Source organism: Streptomyces sp. NPDC002076, from assembly GCF_053593835.1.
On record NZ_JBSFDI010000011.1, the window covers coordinates 210,421 to 235,542 of the forward strand.

The following is a 25,122-nucleotide window of genomic DNA, read 5'->3' on the forward strand; positions in this document are numbered from 1 at the left end:
TAGTCCGAAGCCTCATTGGGGAAGTATCGATGCTGCGGCCCGCGAGGTCTTCAACCTGGTCAGGACGGAGTCTCAGCATGACAATCGGCGCTCCGTTGCACTCCCCTTGTAGAGCTCGGCGTCGTGGCCGACGGGGCGTCCTCCTTTGCGGTATTTGAAGTGTGTACCCCAAGGCGCCACGGCCGAAATATGATCCATTGCCAGTGATAGCACACCTGCAAGGGGAGTTCCGGGGCGAGGATGCCGTGCCGATGCTGACTTTTTGCTGACCTTGGACGTGTTGCGTAGCCCTGACCTGCGGAAACCCTGGCGAACAACTGGATGATGCTCTGCGTGACCCTGCTCGCCGAACTGCTCTGCGGCCTCCTCGGCGTCCTGAGCCCCGGCCTGCTCGCGCTGCGTCTCGCCGAGACCGGCGTGGGTGCGCTCGGCGCCGCGCTCGCCGTGCTGTTCGTCCTGCCGGTCACGACCCACGCCATCACGGACGCCTGGATCCAGCGGGCTCTGCGCTGTGTCCACGCCTGTACGGCCGAGGCGGCGGCCCGGCTCGCGGGCTCCACCACGGCGGACCCGGCGCCGCGCGTCGCCGAACTGGAGCAGCTGCTCGGCCGGGTCCGGCTGGCCGTCGCCCCGCTGGTGCACCCGCTGAACCCGATGCCCGCCCGCAAGCGGCGCGCCCGCCGGGTCCTCGCGCTCCTCGACGACTGCGCCCGTGAGGTGCGTGGGCTGGTGGCGGTCGCCGCCGACCCCGAGGCCTCGCACGACGCCCGCCTGGCCGCGGCCTGCTGGCGCGTGGAGTCCGCCGTCGAGGCGCTCACCGCGGGCCGGCTGGAGCACGTCGGCAGCCCCGCCGAGCCTCCCGCCGAACCCGCCCTGGCCCACCTGCACGGCCTGGAACGCGCCCTCGCCGATCTGGCCGAGCCCCTGCGGGCCCCGACTGGGTCGCGCCTGGTGGGGGCCTGACCTGGGTCATGCCGGAGCTGCGGCGGGTCGCTGCGTGGGGGTGGCTGTGGGGGTCGGCCTGAGCTGCGCCGCTTTGTGGCGGCGGTAGGGGGGAGCCCGCCGCCCCGGCGTCGCCGCTGGACCAGCCACGTGAGCGCGCTCGGATTGTTCCGGTGCGGCGTGTGACGGCAGAGGCCCATGAGGCACGGACACGCGCCTGCGAGGCAACAGCGCCGTCGCGTCGAGGAAAAGAACCGCCGACCACGCCCGCCTCTTGGTCTAGACCGCCCGTGATCGGCTGCTACCGTCGGCCGCGAACGGGCACGACCGAGAGGGGACAGCGGTGGCACAGGACGACAGGTCCGGCAGGCGCCGGGCGTTCATCGGCTCGTTCACGGCGGCCGGCGGCCCCGGCCTTGTGACCGCCGAGGTCGCGCCGAAGGGTGGCGCCCTCCTCCTCGGCACCGCGGTGAACGACGTACCCGACCCGTCCTACCTGGTCCTGTCCCCGGACGGGCAGACGCTCTACGCGGTCAGCGAGACGGCCGAGGGCGCCGTCGCCGCCTACCGTGTCGAAAACGGCCGGCCGGAGCTCGCCGGGCCGCCCGTGCGGGTCGACGGCAGCGGACCGACCCACCTCGACCTGTACGCCGGCCATGTGCTGACCGCCAACTACGGCTGTGGCAGCGTCACCGCCGTACCCGTGCGTCCGGACGGCTCACTCGCCGCCAAGCCCTCCGGGCGGCTCCAGCACACCGGCTCCGGCCCGCACGACCGGCGCCAGCGCGGTCCGCACGCCCACCAGGTGCAGCCCGACCCGAGCGGCCGGTGGGCGGTCAGCGTCGACCTCGGCACGGACTCGGTGCGGATCTGCACCCTCGACGGCGGCGTTCCCGCCCTGCACCGCGAGTTCGCCCTGCGCCCCGGCTCCGGCCCGCGCCATCTGGCCTTCCACCCGGACGGCGCGCACGTCTACGTCGTCAACGAACTCACCCCCACGGTCACGGTGTGCCGCTGGGACGCCGAGGCCGGCTCGCTCAGGCCGCTGGCCGAGGTCCCCGTGCTGCCAGGCGCCCCGGCCGGCGACGCCTATCCGTCCGGGATCGTGGTCTCGCCCGACGGCCGTTTCGTGTGGACCGCGACCCGCGGCGAGGACGTGCTGTCGATCCTCGCCGTCGAGGGCGAGGCGCTCCGGCTGATCGGCACGGTGCCCTGCGGCGGGCACTGGCCGCGCGCGCTCGCCCAGTACGACGGCTTCCTCTACGCGGCCAACGAGCGGTCCGGCGACGTGACGTGGTTCGCCGTGGACGAGGCGACCGGGCTGCCCCGCTACGAGGGCGCGGTACCGGTCCCCGCGGCCTCCTGCGTCGTCTTCGGCTGAGCTCGCGAGGAACGGGCGTACCGGCAAGGCGAAGGGCCCGCTCCGGGGTGCGGAGCGGGCCCAGTGGCGTACGCGTGGGTCAGCGGACCGGCATGCCCTGCGGCTGCTGCGGGGCGATGCCCAGCGCCGTCGTGTACTTGGCGAGGGCGAGCTTGCCGATCGCCGGGTACGCGCCGAGCGCCTCGGCCGTGGCGCAGCCCGCCTCCTCGGCGGCCGCCGCCAGCAGCGCCGGGTCGATCTCCGGGCCGATCAGGTACGGCGCCAGGGCCAGCTGCTGCGAGCCCGAGGAACGCAGCTGCTCGGCGACGGAGGAGATCGAGCCCTCCTGGTCCAGGGCCGCCGCCATCACCGGCACGGCCAGGCGCGCGGCGAGCAGCATGCCGGTGATCCCGGCCGCCTGCACGGCCTCCTCGCCGCCCACGGACGCCAGGATGATGCCGTCCGCGGCGGTGGCCACGGTGAACAGCCGTGCGCGGTCGGCCCGGGCCAGCCCCGCCTCGGACAGCCGCACGTGCAGGGCCTCGGCGAGCAGCGGATGCGGACCGAGCACATCGGTCAGATCGGCGGCGACCCGGCTGTCCATCACGGACTGGCGGATCTGCCGCAGCAGGGAGCCGTCCGGACCGGCCAGCAGCGGAACGACGACGGCGACCGGGCCGTCGGGCTCCTTGACGCCCTCGACCCCGGCGGCGACGGCCTGCTCGTAACGGGCCGTGCGCTCCTCGGCCGCGCGCTCGAGCACGGACCGCAGCGTGGGGAACTCGGTGTCGTCCCCGTCCAGGTATCCGATCCGGGCGTCCAGGCCGGGCAGCTCGGAGCGGGCGATGCTCACGACCTCCTCGGCGAGGGCGCGCGTGGCGGCGCTGGGCGCACCGGGCACCGCGAGGGCGAGCGCGGGCGCACCCTGGGGAGCCACCAGCGGTTCCGGTCGGCGGTGCCGTCCGGGCTGGCGGGGTCGCGGCATTCGTACTGGCAGGCCGGACTCGGGCCCAGTGGGGGTGCTCATGGCGCCGCATGTTACTGGCTTCTCGGGTTACTCCGTTCGGGGAGGGTGCAGGTGAGAGGTATCCGTCCGGTTTTGTCTGATGAGTTACGCGGCGGTGACACATGTTGCGGGCACGTGCCGAGAACATGGGCCGACAAAGCGGTGACTACGAGGAACAATCCGCTTTTGCGGGCACCCTGATCGGGAACCTCAATCTCCTTGTGCGGGGACCTCGTAGAGCATGGTGGGTTCACCCGGCAGGGTGAGCCGGCCGGCCGCGAGGTCGCTCGCGATCCGTACCGAGCCGTGCAGGGGGTCGCCCTCCGCCGGCACCTGCCGGGCGTGCGGAAGTCTGCTCGCCAACTCCTGCCGCAGGGGTGCGAGCAGGGGCTCGCCCAGCCGGAACAGGCCACCGGTGAGCGCCACTCGAGGCTCCCCGTTCGCCGGGCACACGGCCGCGACGGATTCGGCCATGTGCCGGGCCGCGGCGCGCAGGATGCCCGCGGCGACCGGGTCGTGCGTGGCGCACGCGGCCACCCGGGGGGCGAAGGAGGCCAGTACGGCGGGCCGGTCGGAGCGCGGGTAGAGCTGCCCCGGCAGTCCGCGCGCCGGGCCGAACTGCTCCTGCGCGCAGGCCAGCAGCGGTGCGGAGCCGCCGTCCCGGCCGTCGTGGGCGCGCAGGGCCGCCTCCAGGCCGACCCGCCCGATCCAGGCGCCGCTGCCGCAGTCGCCGAGCAGATGGCCCCATCCGTCGGCCCGGCGCCAGGCCGTGAGGTCCGTGCCGACCGCGATCAGCCCGGTACCCGCGGCGAGCACCGCGCCCGGGCGCGGGCCGAGGGCGCCGACGTAGGCGGTGACGGCGTCGGCGGCGAGCGCCACCCGCCGTACGCCCAGCTCGCGGGCCAGAGCGCCCGGCAGTTCAGCGCGCAGGGCGTCGCCCAGGGTGGCGAACCCGGCGGCGCCGACGACGGCCGTCTCCAGCGCGTCCACTCCGGCCTCCGCGGCGGACGCGCGGGCCAGCGGCACGAGCCCGGCCATCAGATGGCCGGGATCGATGCCGCGTTCGCCCGTGCGGACCGGTTCCCGCGACTCACGCTGTGCGGCCGGCGGCCGGCCCGGCACGCCGACGGCGACCCGGAGACCGGAGCCTCCGGAGTCCACCGCCAGATAGCCGGGGACGGTCACGGCAGTCGCCAGTCCACCGGCTGTCCGCCCTGCCGGATCAGCAGGTCGTTGGCCTGGCTGAACGGGCGTGAACCGAAGAACCCGCGGTCGGCCGACATCGGCGACGGATGCGCGGACTCCACCGCCGGCAGGCTGCCCAGCAGCGGACGCAGATTGCGGGCGTCGCGGCCCCACAGGATGGACACCAACGGCTTGCCGCGCGCCGTCAGGGCCCGGATCGCCTGCTCGGTGACCTCCTCCCAGCCCTTGCCGCGGTGGGCGCCGGGGCTGCGCGGAGCCGTGGTCAGCGCCCTGTTGAGCAGCAGGACTCCCTGCTGGGTCCATGGTGTGAGGTCGCCGTTGGCCGGCTGGGGCAGGCCCAGGTCGGTGTTCAGCTCGCGGAAGATGTTGATCAGGCTGGGCGGCAGCGGGCGCACCTCGGGTGCGACCGAGAACGACAGGCCCACCGCGTGCCCCGGGGTCGGATACGGGTCCTGACCGACGATCAGGACCCGTACGTCGTCGAACGGCTGTTGGAAGGCCCGCAGGACGTTGGGTCCGGCCGGGAGGTAGGTGCGTCCCGCGGCGATCTCCGCGCGCAGGAAGTCGCCCATCTCGGCGATCCGTCCGGCGACGGGTTCCAGGGCCTTCGCCCAGCCCGGTTCGACGATTTCGTGCAAGGGTCGTGGTGCCACGGGCGTCACCCTACTGCCGTACCCGGCCCGGTGATCAACCGATGGCCGAAGCCCGACGGAGGCGCCCCGCGGCCCGCGGACGTGGCTCAGCCGATCACCGCCGCCCGCACGCACAGCACGTCCGGCAGATGCGCCGCCAATTGCTGCCAGCTGTCGCCGTCGTCGGCCGAGGCGAACACCTCGCCGTTGCGGTTGCCGAAGTAGACACCCGCCGGGTCGGCGTCGTCGGTGCACAGGGCGTCCCGCAGCACCGTGCCGTAGTGATCCTCCTCCGGCAGCCCCTTGGCCAGCGGCTCCCAGGTCCGGCCCGCGTCCTCGGTGCGGAAGACCCGGCAGCGGTGCCCGGCGGGCACCCGGTCCGCGTCGGCGTTGATCGGGAAGACGTAGGCCGTGTCGGCCCGGCGCGGATGCGTGGCCACCGCGAAGCCGAACGTGGACGGCAGATCCGTGCCGATGTCCGTCCAGTGCGCGCCCGCGTCGTCGCTTCTGTACACCCCCCAGTGGTTCTGCAGATACAGCCGGTCCGGGTCGCCCGCGTCCTTGGCGATCTTGTGCACGCACTGGCCGAACTCCGGGTTCGGGTCCGGCAGGAACACCGCGGACACACCGGAGTTGGACGGTGCCCAGCTCGCCCCGCCGTCGCTGGAGCGGAACACCCCGGCCGTCGAGACGGCCACGGTGACCGCCTTCGGGTCGCGGGCGTCGGTGACCACGGTGTGCAGACCCTCACCTCCGCCGCCCGGCACCCACTGCGAGCGCGTCGGATGCTCCCACAACGGCCGGACCAGCTCGAAGCTCTCGCCACGGTCCTCCGAGCGGTACAGCGCCGCCGGTTCCGTGCCCGCGTACACCACGCCGGGCTCGGCGGCGGCCGGGTGCAACTGCCAGACGCGCTCCAGGGAAGCGCCGGTGTCCTTGGGGAACTTGACGGCCGGCTGCGGCGGTTCGGTCCAGGTGCGGCCGAGGTCGTCGGAGTGGAAGACCGACGGGCCCCAGTGCGCGCTGTCGCCGCCCACCAGCAGCCGCGGCCGCCCCTCCCGGGTGTCGATCGCGACCGAGTACACCGCCTGCGCGTTGAAATACGGACTGTCGTCGAACTCCCAGGTGCCGCCACCCCTGCGCCGCCCGATGAACAGGCCTTTGCGGGTGCCCACCGCCAGCAGTACCTCGGTCATGCCGATCACCTCCGGGACGCCTTCGTCCAGGTAGTTGTGAGACAGGTAGTCGTCGGTTATCGGCCAGTGTGCACCCCACCACTGACAGTCTCCCCGTGCGTGCTCGTTTCCGCAGGTCACGGCGGTGTCGACGGCCGGTCACGGAGATCGGCCCGAGCCCGTTGCGGCATGCGCCTGCGCTGGGGGCACGTCTCGTGCCACCGTCGGGGAGACGGCTCGTCGTGAGCAGCGGAGCGATCTCCCGCGTATGGGAGGGCGGTCCGGCCGGTCGGTGCGCTCGTGAGGAGGATGCCTTTGAAGGCGTTCCGTGGTCCGAAGGTGTGGCTGTGGCGCTGGCGGCGCAATCCGCTCAAACGCCGGGCCGATGTCGTGGAGGCCTGGGTGCTGCTCGGCGCCTGGCTGCTGACCGTCCTGGCAGGGATCTCGGCCGGCCTCGTGGCGGCCGAGTCGGTGGAGCACGGACTCGCGAGGGAGCAGGCGGCCTGGCGTCCTGTCGTCGCCCACGTGGTGGGGCGGGCCCCGGGAAGGCCCCCCGTGCACCGCCATGCCTCCGCCGGTGAACGCGTCTGGGCCAAGGTGGGCTGGACCGTGGCCGACGGCTCCACCCACACCGGACAGGTCCGGGTCGAGCCCGGCAGCAAGGCCGGCACGCCGGTCACGGTCTGGACCGACCCGCAGGGCCGGCTCGTCGACCGCCCGGCCTCCGCCTCCGAGGCCGCCTTCCGGGGCACCCTGATCGGCTGTCTGGTGGGCGTGAGCGCGGCGGCCGTCCCCTTCGTCGGAGGCCTCGCCGTGCGCGGCCGGCTGGAACGCCGCCGCATGCACGCCTGGGACACGGAGTGGGCACGGCTCGGACCGCAGTGGGGACGGATGGTCTGACCACGGCCGACGGCCGACGGCCTCCGGTCCGTCCGGGTGCGGGGCGCCGTCTGCCCGAAGCCGATGGCCGAGTACCGGCGCAACCCTGCCTGGAACCACGCACGCTGGAGCGTCGCCGTCCACGAGGTGAGCAGCCGCGTCCCCGCATTCATCGGCTCGGACGAGTGCCCGCCGTGACACCCCTACACCGTCGCCAACACCTCCCGGCACGCGCCCAGCAGAGCCTCGTCCTCCGGTATGCCCGGCCCGCCGCCTGCGTCCACATGAGCCAAGTGGCGGCGCGGAGCGGCCAGTTCCGCTGCCGCGAGGTGCCGTAGCGGCGCGGCGGCCGGGCCCATCGCGGTGAGGCACCGGGCGATCGGGCGGCGGGAGTGCGGGTCCTGCGCCCAGGCCTGCTGGAACACCGGCAGAAGCGGCTCCGGATCCGCGTCGATGCGCCACAGCGCGCACGCGGCCGTCACCCGCTCCCGCGCGAGCCGCGATCGGGTCATGCGGCGCAGCGCGGGCCGCGCGGCGCGCCCGGCCGGGCCCAGACGGCCGAGCTGCACGGCGGCCGCGCGCCGGCTCACCGGATCATTCCGGCCCAACTCCCGCAGCAGCACGGGGAGTACGGCGGAGGGGTCCTGCTGCGCCGACCAGAGCGCGCCGGCCGCTGCGGCGGCATGCCGGGTGCGCAGGAGCGCGCGGAGGGCCGGTACCGCCCGCGCGGTGGCGCCCAGCACCTCCAGCGTTTCGATGGCCCGGCCCGTGACCGTGTCGTCCCGCGCCCCCGGTCCGCCGTCAGCACCCGACAGCAGCCGCAGCACCTGCGGAACGGCTTCCTCGTCCCCCATGGTGCCGACCGCCGCCAGCAGCGGGGCGGCGGCGGGGGAAGCCGGCGGAATCCGGCCGAGCCGATGCCGCACCGCGGGGGCGAGCGGGGCCGCGGCGGCACCCAGGTGGGCCAGCTCGAACCCCAGGTCCACCGGTGCGGCCGGGCCGGCCAGCAGATGGGCCAGGGGTGGGACCGCGCGCGGATCGCCGGCCCTGGCCAGCGCCCTGAGCGGACCGCCCAGCGTGCAGGAGCCGCGCTCCACGCGGTGCGTCCACAGGTCGGGGCGGGCGCACACGAGGGCGTGCAGGTCGTCCGCGGCGGGCGTGGCCAGCGCCCACAGCTCCGCCAGCACGGCGACCGCCGCGTCCCGCAACCAGTCCTGTTCCGTGCCCAGTTGAGCCCCGAGCAGCCGGACCGTCCCGCGGTGGTCGGCACGCCAGCCGCGCAGCAGCGCCGCCGCCATCCAGACGCCATGGCACCGGTCCACCGGGTCCGGGCCGGTCAACTGCCCGCCCAGGAGCGCGATCCGGTCGTCAACGCGGTCGCCGAGCGCGGTGTGCAGGGTGCGCAGCAGCCTGGAGCCCTCCTCGTCGGACGGGCGCAGCCGCCGTATGCGCCCGACGAGGGAGTCGGCGGCGCGGGGCTCGCTGATCCGGGCGCGGTGCGCGGAGCGCTCCCGCAGCAGCCGGACGGCCGTCGGCACCAGGTCGGCGGGCAGCCGGGCGGGCGCGACGAGTGCGAGCTGACCGAGTGCGGCGAGCCGCAGCCCCGGGGCGTAGGGCGGTGCGCTCTGTTCGGCCAGGAGGTCCACCGCGGCGTCGGCGTGCGCGGGGTACCGGCGGACGAACAGGGCGAGCGCCTCCGGAAGGGCGAGCAGGACGCGGTCGTCCCGCTCGGCCCGCAGCCGCTGCCGTAACAGGTCCAGGATCCGGGCCGGCGCGGGCAGGAAGTGCACGAGGGCCGAGGCGGTCGCCCGGCGCACCGCGGGGTCCGGGTCCCCGGCGAGCCGGACGAACACCTCGGCGCCCGCGCACACGGCCTCCCGTGCGCGCGGGTCCCCGTGCGCGCTGTCCGCGCCGATGCCGACCAGCAGTTCCACGATGCCGCCCCGGTCCGGCACCTCCTCGCGGGCCGCGAGCGAGAGCAGGAACGGGACGCAGGCCAGCGTCGAGTCGTACACACACCCCTGGTCGTGCAGCGCGCCGTACATCCCGTCGAGCGCGGTCGCCCGCTCGGCGGTGTCCGCGGACGCCAGCGCCCGTAACCATCCGGGCACGTCCTCCGCGCTGCCGTGGGCGTGCCGCAGCGAGGCCCAGTCGACCTCGTCGATCCCCGTGAACACGTTGTCCTCCCGAGACGAGTGCCACCTGATCGCGAGTGTGCACCACGGCACTGACAACGGTCCGGAGCTGCGCGCTGACTGTGTGCGATCCGTCGGCTGTCACCGGCCAGGGCGCGAGCCGCCCGCGCCTGCCGCCGAGAGGAGCACCGGCGCCCGGTGGGAGGGGTCAGTTCCGGCCGGGCAGGGCCCGCTCCAGGATCGTGTCGAGGTCGGTCCCGGCGGGCAGCGTGCCGAACGCGTGCCCCCAGTCGCCGCCCAGCCGGCTCGCACAGAAGGCGTCCGCCACCGGGTGCGGGGCGTGCCGTACCAGCAGGGAGGCCTGGAGGGCGAGCGCCATCCGCTCGACCAGACGGCGGGCGCCCACCTGGTCCGTTTCGGCCAACTGGTCCTTGAGTGCGGTGACCGCCGTGTCCAGGCGGGCGTCCGCCCCGCGCGCGAGGGCGAGTTCGGCGAACAGGGCCTCGGCGGTGTCCGGTTCGCGGCCGAGGGCGCGCAGCACGTCGAGCGCGTTCACGTTGCCCGAGCCCTCCCAGATCGACAGCAGCGGAGCCTCCCGGTAGTGCCGCGGCATGCCGGAGTCCTCGACATAGCCGTTGCCGCCCAGGCACTCCAGGGCCTCGGCGGTGAACGCCGGGCCCCGCTTGGTGACCCAGTACTTGCCGACGGCGGTGGCGATCCGCCGGAAGGCCCGCTCCCCGGCGTCCCCGCGCACCGCGCGGTCGGCCGCGCCGGCCAGCCGCAGCGTGAGGGTCGTCGCCGCCTCCGACTCCAGAGCCAGGTCGGCCAGGACGTTGCGCATCAGCGGCTGCTCGATCAGCCGGGCGCCGAACGCGCTGCGGTGCCGGGCGTGATGACCCGCTTCGACCAGCGTCTTGCGCATCAGGGTCGCCGAGGACATCACGCAGTCCAGCCGGGTGCAGTTGACCATCTCGATGATGGTCTTCACGCCGCGCCCCTCCGGCCCGACCAGCCAGGCCACCGTCCGGTCGAACTCCGGCTCCGAGGACGCGTTGGAGCGGTTGCCCAGCTTGTCCTTCAGCCGCTGGACGCGGAAGGTGTTGCGGCTGCCGTCCGGCAGCACGCGCGGCACCAGGAAGCACGACAGCCCGCCCGGGGCCTGTGCGAGGACCAGGAAGACGTCGCACATCGGCGCGGATGTGAACCACTTGTGCCCGCGCAGCGTGTACACACCGGTCTCCCCCGTGGGCGTGGCCACGGTGGTGTTCGTCCGGACGTCCGACCCGCCCTGCTTCTCGGTCATGCCCATGCCCGCGAGTAGCCCCGGCTTCTCGGCCGGCACGCGCAGCTCCGGGTCGTACTCCCGGCTGGTGAGCAGCGGTTCGTAGACCTTGGCCAGATCCGGCTGTGCGCGCAGCGCGGGCACGGCGGCGTATGTCATCGACGTCGGGCAGCCGTGCCCGGCTTCCGTGTGCCCCCACACCAGCCCGCCCGCGGTACGGACCACATGGGCGCCGGGCCGCTCGTCCGCCCATGGCGCGCCGGCCAGGCCCTCGGCGACTGCCGTGCGCATCAGGTGATGCCAGCTGGGATGGAAGTCGACCTCGTCGATCCGGTGGCCGTAGCGGTCGTGGGTACGCAGGACCGGCTCGTGCCGGTTCGCCAGCTCACCCCACTCCTGCGCCTCCGCGCTGCCGGCGCGCGCCCCCAGCCGCCGGATGTCCTCCTCGGCCCAACCGGCGCCCTCCCGGCGCAGTCCCTCCAGCAGGGCCCGGTCGTCGGAGGTGTCGTACGGGGCCAAGGGCGGGGCCTGGTTGGTGACCTCGTGCGTGGCGTACTGCGGCTGGGGCTGCGGCTGCGCAGGCGACTGCGCGGGAATCGAGACCATAGGAGCATGTTGCACTCTTCCTGCGGTCGTAGCAATACTGCAACAAGGAGGTGGACGTACAGTACGTGCCCATGCGCATGAACGTCTCGCCCGAGCCGGAGGAGTCAGGGCTGCGGCCGCTGTCCGCGCGGTCGGTCGTGCTCAGCCTGCTCCTCGGCGCGCACCCGGCCGAGCTGCCGGTGAGGGACCTGGTCCGGCTGGTGGAGCCGTTCGGCGTCGGCGGCTCCACGCTGCGGGCCGCGCTCAGCCGGATGGTGACCGCGGGGGACCTGCGCCGCACCGCCGGCGTCTACCGGCTCAGCGACCGGCTGCTGGCCCGCCAGCGGCGTCAGGACGAGGCGCTCCGGCCGGGCACGCGCGCGTGGGACGGCGACTGGGAGATGGTGGTGATCACGGCGACCGGTCGTGGTCCCGCCGAACGCGCCGATCTGCGTGCCCGATTGGCCGCGCTGCGCCTGGCGGAACTCCGCGAGGGCGTATGGCTGCGCCCGGCCAACCTCGACCGTGCCCTGCCGGACATGCTCGGATCCGTCGCCCAGACGTACACCGCGCGACCCGATGAGCCCGCACATGACCTGGTCGCCCGGCTCTGGCCGCTGGACGCCTGGGCGGCCACCGCGCGGACCCTGCTCGCCCGCGCGGCCGCCGCCCGCACCCCGGCGGAGCGCCTCACCGCCTACGCCGCGGCCGTACGCCACCTGCTCACCGACCCGGTCCTGCCACCCGGACTCCTCCCCGCCGACTGGCCGGGGGAGGCCCTGCGCGCGGCCTATGCCGGCTATCAGCGGCAGCTGGCCGCGTCGGTGGGGCGAAGGAAGCGTGCCGCATGACCGCCCTGGCTCTCGAACGGTTCCTGCGCGCCCGGTTCCAGGAGGAGGAACGGGTGGCCAGGGACGCGATCACCGGCGCGCCCGGCGCGGTCCGGGGCGTGATGGCCGACGAGATCGAGCAGGTGCTCACCTCCTGGGAGGGGAGGGCCGCGCCCGGGTGCTGGGCGAACTGGAGGCGAGGCAGGCGCTGTTGGCGGAGCATCGGATCCGCGACGACGGTGGGTGCCGTGCCTGCCGCGAAGGCGAGCATCCTCGTGCGCGCTGCACCACGCCGCGCCTGCTCGCCCTGCCGTACGCCGGCCATCCCGGACACGACGACTCCTGGCGCCCCCAGGCGCCGTCAAGAAGTGCTGTCGGCCGCCTCGCCGGTACCTGGAACCGCGTCCGCCGGTTCGCCGGACACGCTGCCCGCACGGCCGGATGCGCCGCCGACACGGCCGGTTCCGAAGCCCAGGCGGGTCTGTTCCTCAGCCACGATCCGGCGCGCCATCTCCGTGTCCGACACGTCGACGGCGTCCGGAGTCGCCTCCGCCACCGCGCTGCGGCGGGCGTAGGCGTCGAACAGGCGGACCTTCCTGCGCAGCATCTCCACCATCCGCTCGTCCACGCCGCCCGGAGCCAGAAGGCGGTGCACCCGGACCGGCCGTACCTGGCCCATGCGGTGGGCCCGCGCCACCGCCTGCTGTTCGACGGTTGGCTTGATCTGGGGCTCACAGATGATCACGACGGAGGCGGCCTGGAGGTTGAGTCCGACGCCCGCCGCCTGGATCTGCGCCAGCAGTACCGCCGGACCGGACACAGCAGTGAACTCGTCGACGAGCAGCTGGCGCCGCTCGGGCGGCACGCTCCCGGTGAGCGGGCCGACCACGGGACCGCCGGCCCGTGACCCGGCGTAGAGCGCGTCCTGCACCACGCCCAGGACATCCCGGAAGTTGGAGAAGACCACCACCTTCAGCCCGTTCTCCGCCGCCTCCCGCACGATCTCGCGGAGCCGGACGAGCTTGGCGGACTTCTCCGGACGGGCGTACGCGGCCCTGCGCATCGCCATGAAGTTGCCGGAGCGCACCGCCTCGCGGTATGCCTCCTCGTCCGAGGCGCTCGGTTCCTCCCACTCGTCCGTCTGCTGCAGGGCGGGCAGTTCGGCGAGGACATCCACCTGGTTGCGGCGCAGGTAGACCGGTGCGACCGCTTTCCGGAAGGCCACCGAGCCGGGCAGTCCGGCATCGGCGCCGACACGGTCGGCCACGGTCTCGTCGAGCATCCGGACCAGGTTGCGGAACTCGGCGACCCGGTTCTCCATCGGCGTGCCCGTCATGAAGAGGACCCGTTCGCAGAGCCCCGCCCAATGCGCCACGGCCTGGGAGCGCAGGGCCCTGGGGTTCTTCACACAGTGGGCCTCGTCCACCACCAGCATCCCGATCTCACCGCCGCCGGGGGCCGGGAAGCCGCGCAGGGCGTCGAAGGTCGTCACGGCGACGCCGCCCCGCCCCTTCCAGTAGGCGAACGCGTCGTGCCGGTCCGGCCCGTGCAGGGGCGTGACATGCAGCGAGGTGCGTCCCTCGACCTCGCGCGTCCAGTTCACCAGCACGCTCGCCGGACACACGACCATGAAGTGGCTCTGCCCCTCTGCGGCCAGATGGGTCAGCGCTGCCATGGCCTGGACGGTCTTGCCGAGCCCCATCTCGTCGCCGAGGATCACCTTGCGCTGCGCCAGGGCGAACCGGGCGCCGAAGGCCTGGTAGCCGCGCAGCGACACGCGCAGCCGGGAGTCGTCGAGCTGCTGTCCCCGCACCCGCTCGGCGATCCCGTCGGGCAGGAACCCCTCGGCGGCGGCCGTGTCCGGGGCACGCCCGGAGACTTCGGTGAGCAGGCCGTAGTACTCGGCGGAGCGCAGTTCGAAGTCCACCCAGGCCGCGAGGTCGCTCGACGTGCCCCGCAACAGGTCCACCGACGCCTGCGCGAGCGCCTCAGGGGTACCGGCCTCGACCGCCTCCGCCACCAGCGTGCGCAGCTCCTCGACCGCCGCCAGCGCGCGCGCCTTCCTGGCCCGCCCGGCCGTCAGCATGCTCAGCCGCCCGGCCGCCGGCCGGGCCTCGGCCAGCGGGGGGCCGAGCCGCCGCGTCAGCTCGGCGGCGGTGCCGACCGCGCGCCGCGCGTCGGGCCCCGCCTCCACCAGGACGTGCAGAGCCATGACGAGCGCCGTGGTCCGCGGCTCCGGCCGGTCGACGTCGATGTGTACGGCGACGGTGTCGAGCACGGCGTCGGACAGCTGCCGTGCGGCCGCGACGATCTGGTCCGCGGTGCGCTGACCGACTCCGGGGATCTGCCGCAACCGGTAGGGACCGGCTTCGAGCACCTGCCGGACCGTGCGCAGTCCGCTCTTGTCGACACTGGCGAGCCGCAGCCGTCCGTCCGTGGCGTCCTGCAGCCGTGCCACGGGTATGGCGTCGAGCGCCTGCTCCACCGCCGCGTCCTGAATCGGCTTCAGCGCCGCGCGGACCGCCTCTACGGCCCTGCCGTGGTCGTCGGCCAGTGCCTGTGCGGCCTCGTACAGCCGGGCCGCCTGCGCGACCGCCTCCCTCTCCCTGCGCCCCATCCGCCCTCCCTCACGCCCATCCTTCCATCCGGAGTCGACGCGGTGGGACGGGAGTGCGGCGACCGGGACCGGGCTCCTGACAGCGGGTGAAGACCTGGATCCGGACCCCGGCCACTTCGATGAGCCGACCGACTTCGGCTGTGTTCGAGGCGCTGTTCCAAGGCGGCCGCCGAGGCGTCCGGGGCGGGACGGTTGCCAAGGCGTCCGGGCAGGGTGGTCGCGCGGTGCGGGTGGCGCGGGAGCGTCGCGAGGCGTTCCCTTGGAAGTGGGCACCCTCCGCGGAGAAACGGGGATGACCAGCACGGTTGCGGGCACTCGGTGGGGCACGCAAGGCGATCTCACCCGAGGAGAGTCATGGCTGAGCAGAAGTCGCCGTCGGTTCTCACGGGGCCGCTGCGCGGCGCGGCCTCCGCACTGCGCAGGGTGCCCGGCGCCGGGATGGTGACCAGGGCCGCGGAGGAAACCCTGGACAAGGTGGGGGCGGTCTCGCCCCGCGGGCGGCGCATCGCGGTGTACGCGGGGGCCGGAGTGCTCGGCGCGGCGGGCGTGGTCGAGTGGCCCGTGGCCCTCACCGGCGCAGCCGTGGCCTGGCTCACCCAGCCCCGGCCCAAACTTCCGGCGGACGGCGGGCAGAGTCCCGAGGCCGCCCAGGACCTGGGCACCGCGGCCCTCAGGTCCGGCCACGGCGGCAGGTCCACGGGCGCCCACCGCACGGGTGGGGCGAACGCCGCCGAGGACGCCGAGACTTCCGGCGAGGCCTGGGACGCCGGCGCCGCCGAGGCCGGGGTCGAGGCCGCCGGGGCCGCCGAGGCGTCCGGAGGGAGCCGGACAGCCGGCGACGCCGGGACCGGTGCAAGCAGCCGGACGACCGGCAGCACCGGGATCCCCGGAGGCGCCACCGCGTCCCGGACCACCCGAACGACCGGCGGCACCAAGACCTCCGGCGGCACCCGGACCACCCGCAGCGCCGAGGGCGCGGCGGGCAAGCACTCCACCGGGCCGCTCGGTCCCACGACCCGGCCCGACCGCACCGCGCTCTGAGGAGGACCATGGCGCTCCGACTGCTGGCGATGCCCTCGGCGGCCGTACGGCTGCTGCCCTCGGCACCGCGGCTGCTGGCGCCGGCGGTCGGAGCGGCCGCCGGCGCCGCCGCGGGGACGGTGCGTGCCGGAGTGCGCGGCGCGGACGCCGCCGTACGCGTGGCGCGGGTCGCCCGCAACGCGCTGCCCGGCTCCGGCGGCCATTGGCGGGCCGGGGCCCGTGCCCATCTGGCCCTGCGGCCGGTGGCGCACGAGCATGTGCAGCGCGCGGGCGGCACGGCGCATCTGGCGCGCCGGGTGGCCGAGACGCTGGCCGAGCGACCCGACGTGCTGTTCGCGTACTGGGACGAGGGACTCGCGCGCCTGGTGGTGACCGCGACCGAGGAGGAGGCCACCGACCGGATCGTGGACCACGCCGCCGAACTGGCCGAGGGACACGGATTGCTCCTGGCCGCGGATGTGGACGAGACCACGCATCCGGCCGACCCGGCCGGGGTGCGCGCGGCCGTGGCCACGCTCGCCGCCGACACGGTGGGCATCGGCGTCGCGGTCACCGCGTACGCGCTCCGGCTGCCGCCCACGCCGCGCCTGGCGACCGCGGTGGTGACCCTGCTGCGGGAGAACCCCCGTTTTCGCGCCTGGCTGCGCGGCCGGCTCGGAAACGCCGGCATGGATCTCCTGCTGGCCTGCGCGAACGCCACCGTCCACGGAGCCGGACAGACCCCCACGTCCCTCGTCCTCGACGGCGTCCTGCGGGCCTGCCAGGTGGCCGAGACGGTGGCTCGCTCCGCCGCCTTCGACACGGTGCACGACCAGTTGTGCGCGCCCGGGCGGGTCAGCATCGCGGCGGACGGCGCTCCCCGCCCGCCGCTGCGGGAGTCCCCGGCCCAGGAGTACGCCGAGCACGCCTCCGCGGGCAGTGTGCTGGGCGCCGCGGCCACCCTGCTGGTCAAGCACGACGTCGCCGAGGCCGCGGAGGCGGTCCTCGCCGGCTCGCCGAAGGCCGCCCGCTACGGCCCCGCCGCCTTCCACGCGCTGCTGAGCACCGCGCTCGCCCGCACGGGTGTCCTGGTCCGCGACCCGGACCGGCTGCGCCGGCTGGAGATGGCCGGCACGGTCGTCCTGCACTCCAGCGCGCTGTGCACGGACGAGGGCGAGGCCGACCCGTGGGCCGAACCGGTCATGGACGCGGCCCGCCGGGCCCGCCTGCGCGTGGTGCTCGTGGACGACCCGGCCCTGGAGGACTTCACCGGCCTCGCCGACCAGGTCGTCGACCCACGCCGGCCGCTGGACGACGTCGTGTACGAGGCGCGCGGCGACGCCGGGGCGGTGCTCGCCGTCGCGCGGGTGCGCACGGCCGACGAGCACGACGTGCTGGCCGGGCTGCGCAGCGCCGACATCGCCCTCGCCCTGACCGACCACGACGGCGCCGTGGTCTGGGGCGCGGACCTCCTCGCGCTGCACGGGCTGCCCGACATATGGCGGGTGCTGACCGCGATCCCGGCCGCCCGCACGGTCGGCGGGCATGCCCAGATCCTGGCCCGTTCTGGCGCCGCGCTCTCCGGGCTGCTCGTGGCCGTCGGCGAGTCGGGCGGCGGCCGTGGACGCCTTGCCGCACTGCCGGGGCTGCGGCACGCCCCCGTGGACGCCGCCGCCGTGGCGGCCCTGCTCTCCGGGGGCCGGGCCGCGCTCGGCGTGGCGGCGGCCCGGCCCCCGCACCCGCACGCGCGCGTGCACTGGCACGAGCTGGACCCCGAGCAGGCCCAGGAGCGGCTGGAGCACGAACCGGCCGCCGAGGGCGGCGCTTTCGAGACGCTGGCCGCCCGCGTGCGCAAAGCCGCCGCCGGTGTGTCCGGACATCCGGCCGCCGCGCCGATGCGCTGGTCCTACCGGCTCGGCCAGGCCGTACGCGGCGAACTCCACGACCCGCTCACCCCGGTCCTCGCCGTCGGCTCGGCGGCGTCGGCGATCCTCGGCTCCGTCGTGGACGCCCTGCTCGTCGTCGGCGCGCTGGATCTGAACGCCCTGGTCGGCGGCATCCAGCGGCTGCGCGCCGAACGGGCGCTGTCCGGACTGCTCGCGGAACAGCAGCAGATGGCGCGCCTCGTACCGCCGGAGACCGAGGCCCCGGCCGGCGGCACGCGGACCGTGGAGGCGGGCAAGCTGCATCCGGGCGATGTGATCCAGCTGAAGGCGGACGACGTGGTGCCCGCCGACGCCCGGCTGCTGTGGCAGGACGGCCTGGAGGTCGACGAGTCGGCCCTGACCGGTGAGTCCCTGCCGGTGGAGAAACAGACGGATCCGACCCCGCACGCCGCGGTCGCCGACCGGCGGTGCATGGTCTTCGAGGGTACGACCGTGGTGGCGGGCCAGGCCCGTGGCGTGGTCGTCGACATCGGTGAGCACACGGAGGCCGCCCGCGCCGTCCACCTGGCCGCGCGTACGCCTCCGGCCGGCGGTGTACAGGCCCGGCTGCAGGAACTCACCCGCAAGGCACTGCCGCTGACCCTGGCGGGCGGCGCCGCGGTCACCGGCCTGGCGCTGGTGCGCGGCACCGCCATCCGGGAGGCGGTCAGCGGTGGGGTGGCGGTGGGCGTGGCGGCCGTACCGGAGGGGCTGCCGCTGGTGGCCACGGTCGCGCAGCTCGCGGCCGCCCGGCGGCTGAGCCGCGACGGTGTCCTCGTCCGCACCCCGCGCACCTTGGAGGCGCTGGGCCGGATGGACACCTTCTGCTTCGACAAGACCGGCACGCTCACCGAGAACCGGTTGCGCCTGGTGCGCACCTCCGACGCCGACGGCACGGTGCGCCCGGTGGACGACCCGGGGTCCGCCGGCACCGTCCGGGCCGCCGTCCGCGCCTGTCCACGCGTCGACGGCGACGCCGAGCGGCCGGTGCACGCCACCGACGAGGCCGTGCTGGCGGCGGCCGGTCCCGATCCGGAGTGGACACAGTCCGCGGACCTGCCCTTCGAGGCGGCACGCGGATACGCCGCCTCCGTCGGCCGGAGCGGGGACGGCCCGCTGCGGCTGGTGGTCAAGGGCGCCCCGGAGACCGTGCTGCCCGCGTGCGCCGGGCTGCCCGAGCACGCCTCGGAGGCGGCCCAGGCGCTGGCGCGGGACGGCCTCAGGGTGCTGGCGGTGGCCGAACGGCGGCTGGGCGCTGACGAGCAGGAGGACGACGTACTCGAACAGCCGCTGCGGGAGCTGGGGTTCATCGGGCTGCTCGCCCTGTCCGACGTACCGCGCGAGACCTCCACGGCGCTGGTCGCGGGCCTGATCGAGGCAGGCGTACGACCCGTCATGCTCACCGGGGACCATCCGCAGACCGCGCGGGCCATCGCGGCCGAGCTGGGCTGGCCCGAGGACACCGTCGTGGTCACCGGCGACGAGCTGGCGGCGGCGGACCGGGCGGCAAGGGCCCGGATGCTGCGTGACGCGGGTGTGGTGGCGCGGGTGGCGCCCGAGCAGAAGCTCCAGGTCGTGGAGGCGCTGCGGGACGCGGGCCGGGTCGTCGGCATGGTCGGCGACGGCGCCAACGACGCCGCGGCGATCCGCGCCGCCGACATCGGCGTCGGGATCAGCGCGCGCGGTTCGGCCGCGGCGCGCAACGCCGCCGACATCGTGCTCACCGACGACGATCTGACGGTCCTGATCGACGCGGTCGGCGAGGGCCGGGCGCTGTGGCACAGCGTGGCCGACGCCATCGCCATCCTGATCGGCGGCAACGCGGGCGAGGTCGGCTTCGGCATCCTCGGCGCGCTGCTGTCCGGCCGGGCGCCGCTGTCCACCCGGCAGATGCTCATGGTGAACCTCTTCACCGACCTGTTCCCGTCGATGGCGGTGGCGGTGACCGAGAAGGAGGACGCGTCGGCACCGGCCCGTGGCGGAGCGCCGGAGGACGGCGTGCCCGGTGCCGTACGGGTCCGCGGCGGATCGCCGGAGGACGCCTCCGCCGTCCTGGGCGCACCCCTGCTGCAGCAGATCCGGCACCGGGCGCTCACCACCTGCCTGGGCGCGCTGACGGCCTGGCTGATCGGCCGCTTCACACCCGGCACCGCGCGCCGCTCCAGCACGATGGCGCTGTGCGGGGTGGTCGGCACACAGCTCGTGCAGACATGGCTGGACCGGCGCGCGAGCCGCTTGGTGCAGATCACCTGCCTGGGTTCCGCCGCGGCGCTGTTCGCGGCGGTGCAGATCCCGGTCGCCAGCCACGCCGTCGGGTGCACCCCGCTCGGCCCCGGCGCCTGGGCCGGAGTCCTGGCGGCGATCGCCCTGGCCCTCGCGGGACAGCGGGTGCTCCCCCGCCTGGAGGAGACGATCGGCCGCCTGCTCCCGACCTGACCACCGGACACCCGCGCTTCGATCGGCCGGGGGTGGCGGCTGCGGTTGGATCGGCGGGGGGCGAGTGGCTGTGGTCTGGTCGGCCGGTGGTGGTGGGCGCAGTTGCATCGGCCGGTGGTAGGTGGCTGTGGTCGGTTCGGCCGGTGGTCGCGGAGGGCCGCGCTGGACCGGCCGGTGGTGGCGAGTGGGCGCGGTGGACCGGCTGGTGTGGTGGTGGCCTTGGTCGGATCGGCCGGTGTTGGTGGGCGTCCGTGCTCGGACTGCCTGGTGTCGCGGACGACCGTGCTCGGGCCGGTTGGTGGTGGAGGGTGGCCTTGGTCGGATCGGCCGGTGTTGGTGGGCGTCCGTGCTCGGACTGCCTGGTGTCGCGGACGACCGCGCTCAGGCCGCCCGGCGGTCGCGGAGGGCTGCGCTGGACCGGCCGGTGGTCGCGGAGGGCTGCGGTCAGGCCGGCCGGTGGGCGCGGTCGCCGCGCTGGATCGGCCGCTGGTGGTCGGTGGCTGTGGTCGGTTCGGCCGGTGGTGATGGGCGGCCGCGGTCAGGCCGGCCGGTGGTCGCGGAGGGCTGCGGTCAGGCCGGCCGGTGGGCGCGGGCGGCTGCGGTCAGACCGACCGGTGGTACGGGTTCGGCACCCTGACCTCGCCGCCCAGTTCGCGGGCCGCGTGTCGGGCCCAGGACGGGTTGCGCAGCAGTTCGCGGCCCAGCAGGACGGCGTCGGCCTCGCCGTTGGTCACGATCTTCTCGGCCTGTCCGGCCTCGGTGATCAGGCCCACGGCGGCCACGCGCAGCGGGGTCTCGGCCTTCACCCGGGCCGCGAACGGCACCTGGTAGCCGGGCCCGGTCGGAATGGTCACGCCGGAGGCGTTGCCGCCGGTGGAGACGTCGAGCAGGTCGACGCCGTGCGCGTGCAGGTCGCGGGCGAGACGGACCGTGTCCTCGGTGGTCCAGCCGCCGTCCTGGAGCCAGTCGGTGGCCGAGATGCGGAAGAACACCGGCTTGTCCTCGGGCCACACCGCCCGTACGGCGTCCACGACTTCGAGGGCGAACCGGGTGCGGTTCTCGTACGAGCCGCCGTAGACGTCCGTGCGATGGTTGGAGTGCGGAGAGAGGAACTCGTTGATCAGGTAGCCGTGGGCGCCATGGATCTCGGCGATCTCGAAGCCGGCCGCGAGCGCCCGGCGGGCCGCCGCGGCGAACTGGCCGACGACCTCATGGATCTGGTCCACCGTCAACTCCCTGGGCACGGGGTGGCGCTCGTCGAACGGCACCGCGCTCGGGGCGACCGGCTGCCAGCCACGCGCCTCCGGTCCCAGCGGCGCGCCGCCCTTCCACGGCTGGTCGGTGGACGCCTTGCGGCCACCGTGTGCGAGCTGGACCCCCGGCACCGTGCCCTGGGCGGTAAGGAAGCGGGTGATCCGGCGGAAGGCCTCCACCTGGGTGTCGTTCCACAGACCGAGGTCGTAGGGGGAGATCCGGCCCTCCGGCGCCACCGCGGTGGCCTCCACGATGATCAGACCGGTGCCGCCCGTGGCGCGCGCCGCGTAGTGCGCGAAGTGCCAGTCGTGCGGGGCGCCCGCGAGCGGACCCTCCGGCTCGGCCGAGTACTGGCACATCGGCGGCATCCACACCCGGTTCGGGATGGTCACTTCGCGCAGGGTGATGCTCTCGAAGAGCGAGCTCACGACAGACTCCGTTCGTCACGGGACCGCTGGTCGCCTCGTACGATAATCCTCGTACTACGAGACATGTCAAACTACGACGTCTCTCGTACAATGGTCGCAGTCGAGGAGTTCCGTGACGAAGGGCAGCCGCCGTGACCGAGACCGCCACCGCCGGCCGCGCGCTGCCGCATCCGGAGCGGGAGGAGATCCGCCTGGAGGGCGTGCTGCATGCGCTCTCCGACCCGATGCGGCTGCAGATCGTGCGTGAACTCGCCGCTCGCGAAGCCGAGTTGACCTGCTCGCAGTTCGAACTGCCGGTGACCAAGTCCACCACCACGCACCACTTCCGGGTGCTGCGGGAGAGCGGGGTCATCCGGCAGGTCTACCGGGGCACGGCCAAGATGAACGGCCTGCGCCGGGACGATCTAGACGGACTCTTCCCGGGACTGCTCGACAGCCTCCTCGCGGCCGCCGACCGGCAGGCCGGCCGACTCGGCGACGGCGCCTGAACCCGCCTTCCCCGGAAGGTGGTTGAACAGCAGGTTGAGTACGATCGCGGACAGGCAGCCCGCGCTGATCCCGCTGTTCATCACCGTCTGGAACCAGTCCGGGAACTTCTCGTAGACCGTCGGCACACCCACCGGCAGCATGCCGATCGCCACCGACACGGCCACCACGGTCAGATTGTGGTTGCCCTTGAAGTCCACCCCGGCCAGCGTCCGCAGCCCGCTCGCCGCGACCGTGCCGAACATGACCAGCCCCGCGCCGCCCAGCACCGGCGCCGGGATCGCCGCGACCACCGCGCCCAGCTTGGGCAGCAGACCGAGCAAGACCAGGATCCCGCCGGCCGCCGCCACCACCCAGCGGCTGCGCACCCGGGTCATCCCGACCAGGCCCACGTTCTGCGCGTACGCCGTGTACGGGAAGGTGTTGAACACCCCGCCCAGCACCGTCGACAGGCCGTCCGCGCGCAGCCCGTCGGCGAGCGAGCGCGGCTCGACCTTCCGCCCGGTCAGCTCGCCCACCGCGATCAGGTCACCGGTCGTCTCGGTCATCGTCACCAGGGCGACCACCAGCATGGACACGATCGCGGACGCCTTGAACTGCGGCGCCCCGAAGTGGAACGGCGTGCTGATGCCGACCCAGTCGGCGCCGGAGACCCCGCTGAAGTCGGTGAACCCGAACGGCACCGCGACCGCCAGGCCCACCGCGATCCCGATCAGGACGGCGATCCGGCCGAGGGTGGGCGGCGCGAACCGCTGTACGGCCAGCACCACCGCCAGCACGAAGGCCGCCAGCGCCAGGTTCTTCGGCTCCCCGAAGTCCTTCGCACCGGCGCCGCCCGCCGCCCAGTTGCCCGCGACCGGCAGCAGCGAGACCCCGATGATCAGGATCACCGTGCCGGTCACCAGCGGCGGGAAGAAGCGCAACAGCCTGCCGAAGACCGGCGCGAGCAGCATGATCGCCAGACCCGCGACGATCACCGAGCCGTAGATCGCGGGCAGTCCGCCGCCCGTCGTCCCGATGAGCACCATCGGTGACACGGCCGCGAACGTGCAGCCCTGCATGATCGGCAGCCGGACGCCGAACCGCCAGAAACCGACGCACTGGATCAGCGTGGCGATCCCGCACACCAGCAGGTCGGCGGTGATCAGATACGCCAGGTCGGCAGGCGACAGCTTCATCGCGCCGCCCACGATCAGCGGCACGGCGACGGCACCCGCGTACATTGCGAGCACGTGCTGCAGCCCGAAGGCCGCCAACTGCCGTGCCGGTGGTATCTCGTCGACGGGGTGGACGTCTGCGGTGGTGGTGGCCATGGGTACTCCAGCGGTGCGCGGGCGGGGAGTGACTTCCGAACAGGACGAGACCGTAAGCGCCTTGAACAGTTTGTTGATTTCCGGTCTGTTGCCGCTGTGTGTCATGCCCGCCCGGCCGCCGCGGAATCCCTGGCCACCGGGGGCTATGCCGACCGGGCCGCCGTGAGCAGCGCGTCCCAGTCGGCCAGCTTGACCACGCTCCGGCCGAGCCGCGCGCCCAGCTCGGCCTCGGCCCGCTCGATCGCCAGCCACCCCGTCCACGGCACCGGCTCGATGCCGGCCGCCCGCAGCGCGGACACCGGATCCTCGGGCACCTGCCGGCGCAGCAGCGCCGGAGCGTCCGCGAGCAGGGAGGTCACCGTCTCCTTGGCGCAGGGCCGGTTGGTGCCGATGACACCCGTCGGACCGCGCTTGATCCACCCGGCGACGTACTCGCCGGGGGAGGGGGTGCCCTCGCGTACCACCCGCCCTGCCGCGTTCGGCACCGTGCCGCTCGGGGCGTCGAACGGCAGCCCGTCCGGCGGCACTCCGCGATAGCCCACCGAGCGCAGCACCAGCTGGGCGGGCAGGTCCATGAACCGGCCGGTGCCCGTCACCCCGCCCCGCCCGTCGGGCGCCGTCCGCTCGAGGCGCACGGCGCCCACCCGGCCGGCGTCCGCGAGCAGTTCCACGGGCCGCAGGAAGAACCGCAGGTCGATGCGCCGGGCGGCCCCGGCCGGGGACCGGGCTGCCCAGCCGCGGAGCACCTCCAGGTTGCGGCGCGCTACGGCGGGCAGGGCGGCGGGGTCCGCCGGATCCAGCGCCAGGTCGGCCGGATCGACGCCGACCGCGGTGCCGGGCAGCGCGCCCAGCTCACGCAGCTCCTTGGTGGTGAAGCGAGCCTGGGTCGGTCCGCGCCGGCCCACCATGTGCACCTCGGTGATCCCGCTCGCCGTCAGCGTGTCCAGCGCTGCCTGCGGCATGTCCGTCGGGCGCAGCTCCGCGGCACCCCGGACCAGCATCCGCGTGACGTCCACCGCCACATTGCCCACGCCGATGACGACGGCCGACCGCACTTCGCGCAGAAAGCCCGAGTCGGCCGCGTCCGGATGGGCGCTGTACCAGGCCACGAAGTCGGTCGCCGACCAGCTGCCCGGCAGCTCCTCGCCCGGAATCCCGAGCCGGCGGTCGGCGGCGGCGCCCACGCAGTACACCACGGCGTGGTACAGCTCCCGCAGCCGCTCCACCGTCAGCCCCCCGGGGCCGCCCACCCGGACCCCGCCGAGGAACCGCACCCGCTCGTGCTCCAGCACCGTCCTCAGGCTGCCCTGCAGGGACTTGATCTTCTCGTGGTCCGGGGCGACGCCGTACCGGACCAGGCCGTACGGGCACGGCAGCCGGTCCAGGACGTCTACGTACACGCCTGGGTCCTGCTGAACCAGGGTCTGGGCGGTGTAACACCCGCTCGGCCCCGAACCGACGACGGCGACACGCAGCACAGCGGTACTCCTCGGACGAGGGGACGAAGGAGGTGGTGTGCGGACGGCTCCAGCATGGCACCCGCAGGTCCCGGACGGCAGGGGCCGGCGGGGTGACTACGAAGCGTGTCCATTCGTATGGATTGTGATCATG

The 25,122-nt window shown here is 74.4% G+C and carries 16 protein-coding genes and 2 pseudogenes; 8 read left to right on the plus strand and 10 right to left on the minus strand.

Annotated features, from left to right (window positions below; all coding sequences use genetic code 11):
• Positions 1-318: 318 nt before the first annotated feature.
• Positions 319-963: pseudogene (locus tag ACWCQS_RS24125) on the plus strand (FUSC family protein); the annotation flags it as partial.
• Between the two features lie 322 nt (positions 964-1,285).
• Complete coding sequence (locus ACWCQS_RS24130) at positions 1,286-2,323, plus strand: lactonase family protein (protein ID WP_451006357.1); 1,038 nt, start codon at positions 1,286-1,288, stop codon at positions 2,321-2,323.
• Positions 2,324-2,402: 79 nt separating this feature from the next.
• Here the strand turns inward: ACWCQS_RS24130 and ACWCQS_RS24135 are convergent, their stop codons facing one another.
• The 4 genes from ACWCQS_RS24135 to ACWCQS_RS24150 all read right to left on the minus strand — a co-directional run bounded on the left by ACWCQS_RS24135 (position 2,403) and on the right by ACWCQS_RS24150 (position 6,342).
• Positions 2,403-3,329 carry a sirohydrochlorin chelatase gene (locus ACWCQS_RS24135; RefSeq protein ID WP_451006358.1) on the minus strand — a complete coding sequence of 309 codons (927 nt, stop codon included), beginning with the start codon at positions 3,327-3,329 and terminating at the stop codon, positions 2,403-2,405.
• A gap of 189 nt (positions 3,330-3,518) precedes the next feature.
• Positions 3,519-4,493, minus strand: coding sequence for an N-acetylglucosamine kinase (locus ACWCQS_RS24140; protein ID WP_451006359.1), 975 nt, complete (start codon positions 4,491-4,493; stop codon positions 3,519-3,521).
• The gene (locus ACWCQS_RS24145; protein ID WP_451006360.1) at positions 4,490-5,167 is read right to left on the minus strand and encodes a uracil-DNA glycosylase; all 678 of its coding nucleotides are present in this window, start codon (positions 5,165-5,167) and stop codon (positions 4,490-4,492) included. Before ACWCQS_RS24145 ends, ACWCQS_RS24140 begins: the two co-directional genes overlap by 4 nt.
• An 86-nt stretch (positions 5,168-5,253) precedes the next feature.
• The gene (locus ACWCQS_RS24150; RefSeq protein ID WP_451006361.1) at positions 5,254-6,342 is read right to left on the minus strand and encodes a WD40/YVTN/BNR-like repeat-containing protein; all 1,089 of its coding nucleotides are present in this window, start codon (positions 6,340-6,342) and stop codon (positions 5,254-5,256) included.
• 288 nt (positions 6,343-6,630) lie between these two features.
• Between ACWCQS_RS24150 and ACWCQS_RS24155 the strand changes: the two genes are divergently transcribed.
• A complete protein-coding gene (locus ACWCQS_RS24155; RefSeq protein ID WP_451006362.1) occupies positions 6,631-7,221 on the plus strand; it encodes an Rv1733c family protein in 591 nt (196 codons plus the stop codon).
• A 182-nt stretch (positions 7,222-7,403) separates the two neighbouring features.
• Here ACWCQS_RS24155 and ACWCQS_RS24160 read toward each other — a convergent pair whose 3' ends face one another.
• Complete coding sequence (locus ACWCQS_RS24160; protein ID WP_451006363.1) at positions 7,404-9,377, minus strand: HEAT repeat domain-containing protein; 1,974 nt, start codon at positions 9,375-9,377, stop codon at positions 7,404-7,406.
• 166 nt (positions 9,378-9,543) lie between these two features.
• Positions 9,544-11,223: a DNA alkylation response protein gene (locus ACWCQS_RS24165; protein ID WP_451006364.1), complete on the minus strand. Its 1,680-nt coding sequence runs from the start codon at positions 11,221-11,223 to the stop codon at positions 9,544-9,546.
• Positions 11,224-11,294: 71 nt separating this feature from the next.
• Here ACWCQS_RS24165 and ACWCQS_RS24170 point away from each other — a divergent pair, with 71 nt between their 5' ends.
• Positions 11,295-12,053 carry a PaaX family transcriptional regulator C-terminal domain-containing protein gene (locus ACWCQS_RS24170; protein WP_451006458.1) on the plus strand — a complete coding sequence of 253 codons (759 nt, stop codon included), beginning with the start codon at positions 11,295-11,297 and terminating at the stop codon, positions 12,051-12,053.
• Positions 11,995-12,324, plus strand: a pseudogene (locus tag ACWCQS_RS24175) (hypothetical protein); the annotation flags it as partial. The gene ACWCQS_RS24170 and the pseudogene ACWCQS_RS24175, both read left to right, overlap by 59 nt.
• Positions 12,325-12,393: 69 nt before the next feature.
• On the opposite strand, the gene ACWCQS_RS24180 reads toward ACWCQS_RS24175, so the two are convergent.
• Positions 12,394-14,649 (minus strand): DEAD/DEAH box helicase, encoded by a 2,256-nt coding sequence (locus tag ACWCQS_RS24180; protein WP_451006365.1) that lies wholly within the window; start codon positions 14,647-14,649, stop codon positions 12,394-12,396.
• Positions 14,650-15,003: 354 nt separating this feature from the next.
• On the opposite strand from ACWCQS_RS24180, the gene ACWCQS_RS24185 reads away from it, so the two are divergent.
• Together ACWCQS_RS24185 and ACWCQS_RS24190 are read left to right on the plus strand one after the other, a co-directional pair.
• Positions 15,004-15,690: a hypothetical protein gene (locus ACWCQS_RS24185; RefSeq protein WP_451006366.1), complete on the plus strand. Its 687-nt coding sequence runs from the start codon at positions 15,004-15,006 to the stop codon at positions 15,688-15,690.
• 8 nt (positions 15,691-15,698) lie between these two features.
• Positions 15,699-20,030: an HAD-IC family P-type ATPase gene (locus ACWCQS_RS24190; RefSeq protein ID WP_451006367.1), complete on the plus strand. Its 4,332-nt coding sequence runs from the start codon at positions 15,699-15,701 to the stop codon at positions 20,028-20,030.
• A 602-nt stretch (positions 20,031-20,632) separates the two neighbouring features.
• Here the strand turns inward: ACWCQS_RS24190 and ACWCQS_RS24195 are convergent.
• Positions 20,633-21,712 carry an NADH:flavin oxidoreductase/NADH oxidase gene (locus tag ACWCQS_RS24195; RefSeq protein WP_451006368.1) on the minus strand — a complete coding sequence of 360 codons (1,080 nt, stop codon included), beginning with the start codon at positions 21,710-21,712 and terminating at the stop codon, positions 20,633-20,635.
• Between the two features lie 131 nt (positions 21,713-21,843).
• Here ACWCQS_RS24195 and ACWCQS_RS24200 point away from each other — a divergent pair, with 131 nt between their 5' ends.
• Complete coding sequence (locus tag ACWCQS_RS24200) at positions 21,844-22,200, plus strand: ArsR/SmtB family transcription factor (RefSeq protein ID WP_450982655.1); 357 nt, start codon at positions 21,844-21,846, stop codon at positions 22,198-22,200.
• On the opposite strand, the gene ACWCQS_RS24205 is transcribed toward ACWCQS_RS24200, so the two are convergent.
• Complete coding sequence (locus ACWCQS_RS24205) at positions 22,117-23,511, minus strand: nucleobase:cation symporter-2 family protein (protein WP_451006369.1); 1,395 nt, start codon at positions 23,509-23,511, stop codon at positions 22,117-22,119. The two genes, ACWCQS_RS24200 and ACWCQS_RS24205, sit on opposite strands and share 84 nt — an antisense overlap.
• A gap of 143 nt (positions 23,512-23,654) precedes the next feature.
• On the minus strand, positions 23,655-24,989 hold the full coding sequence (locus tag ACWCQS_RS24210) for an FAD-dependent oxidoreductase (RefSeq protein ID WP_451006370.1): 1,335 nt from the start codon (positions 24,987-24,989) through the stop codon (positions 23,655-23,657).
• Positions 24,990-25,122: the final 133 nt, after the last annotated feature.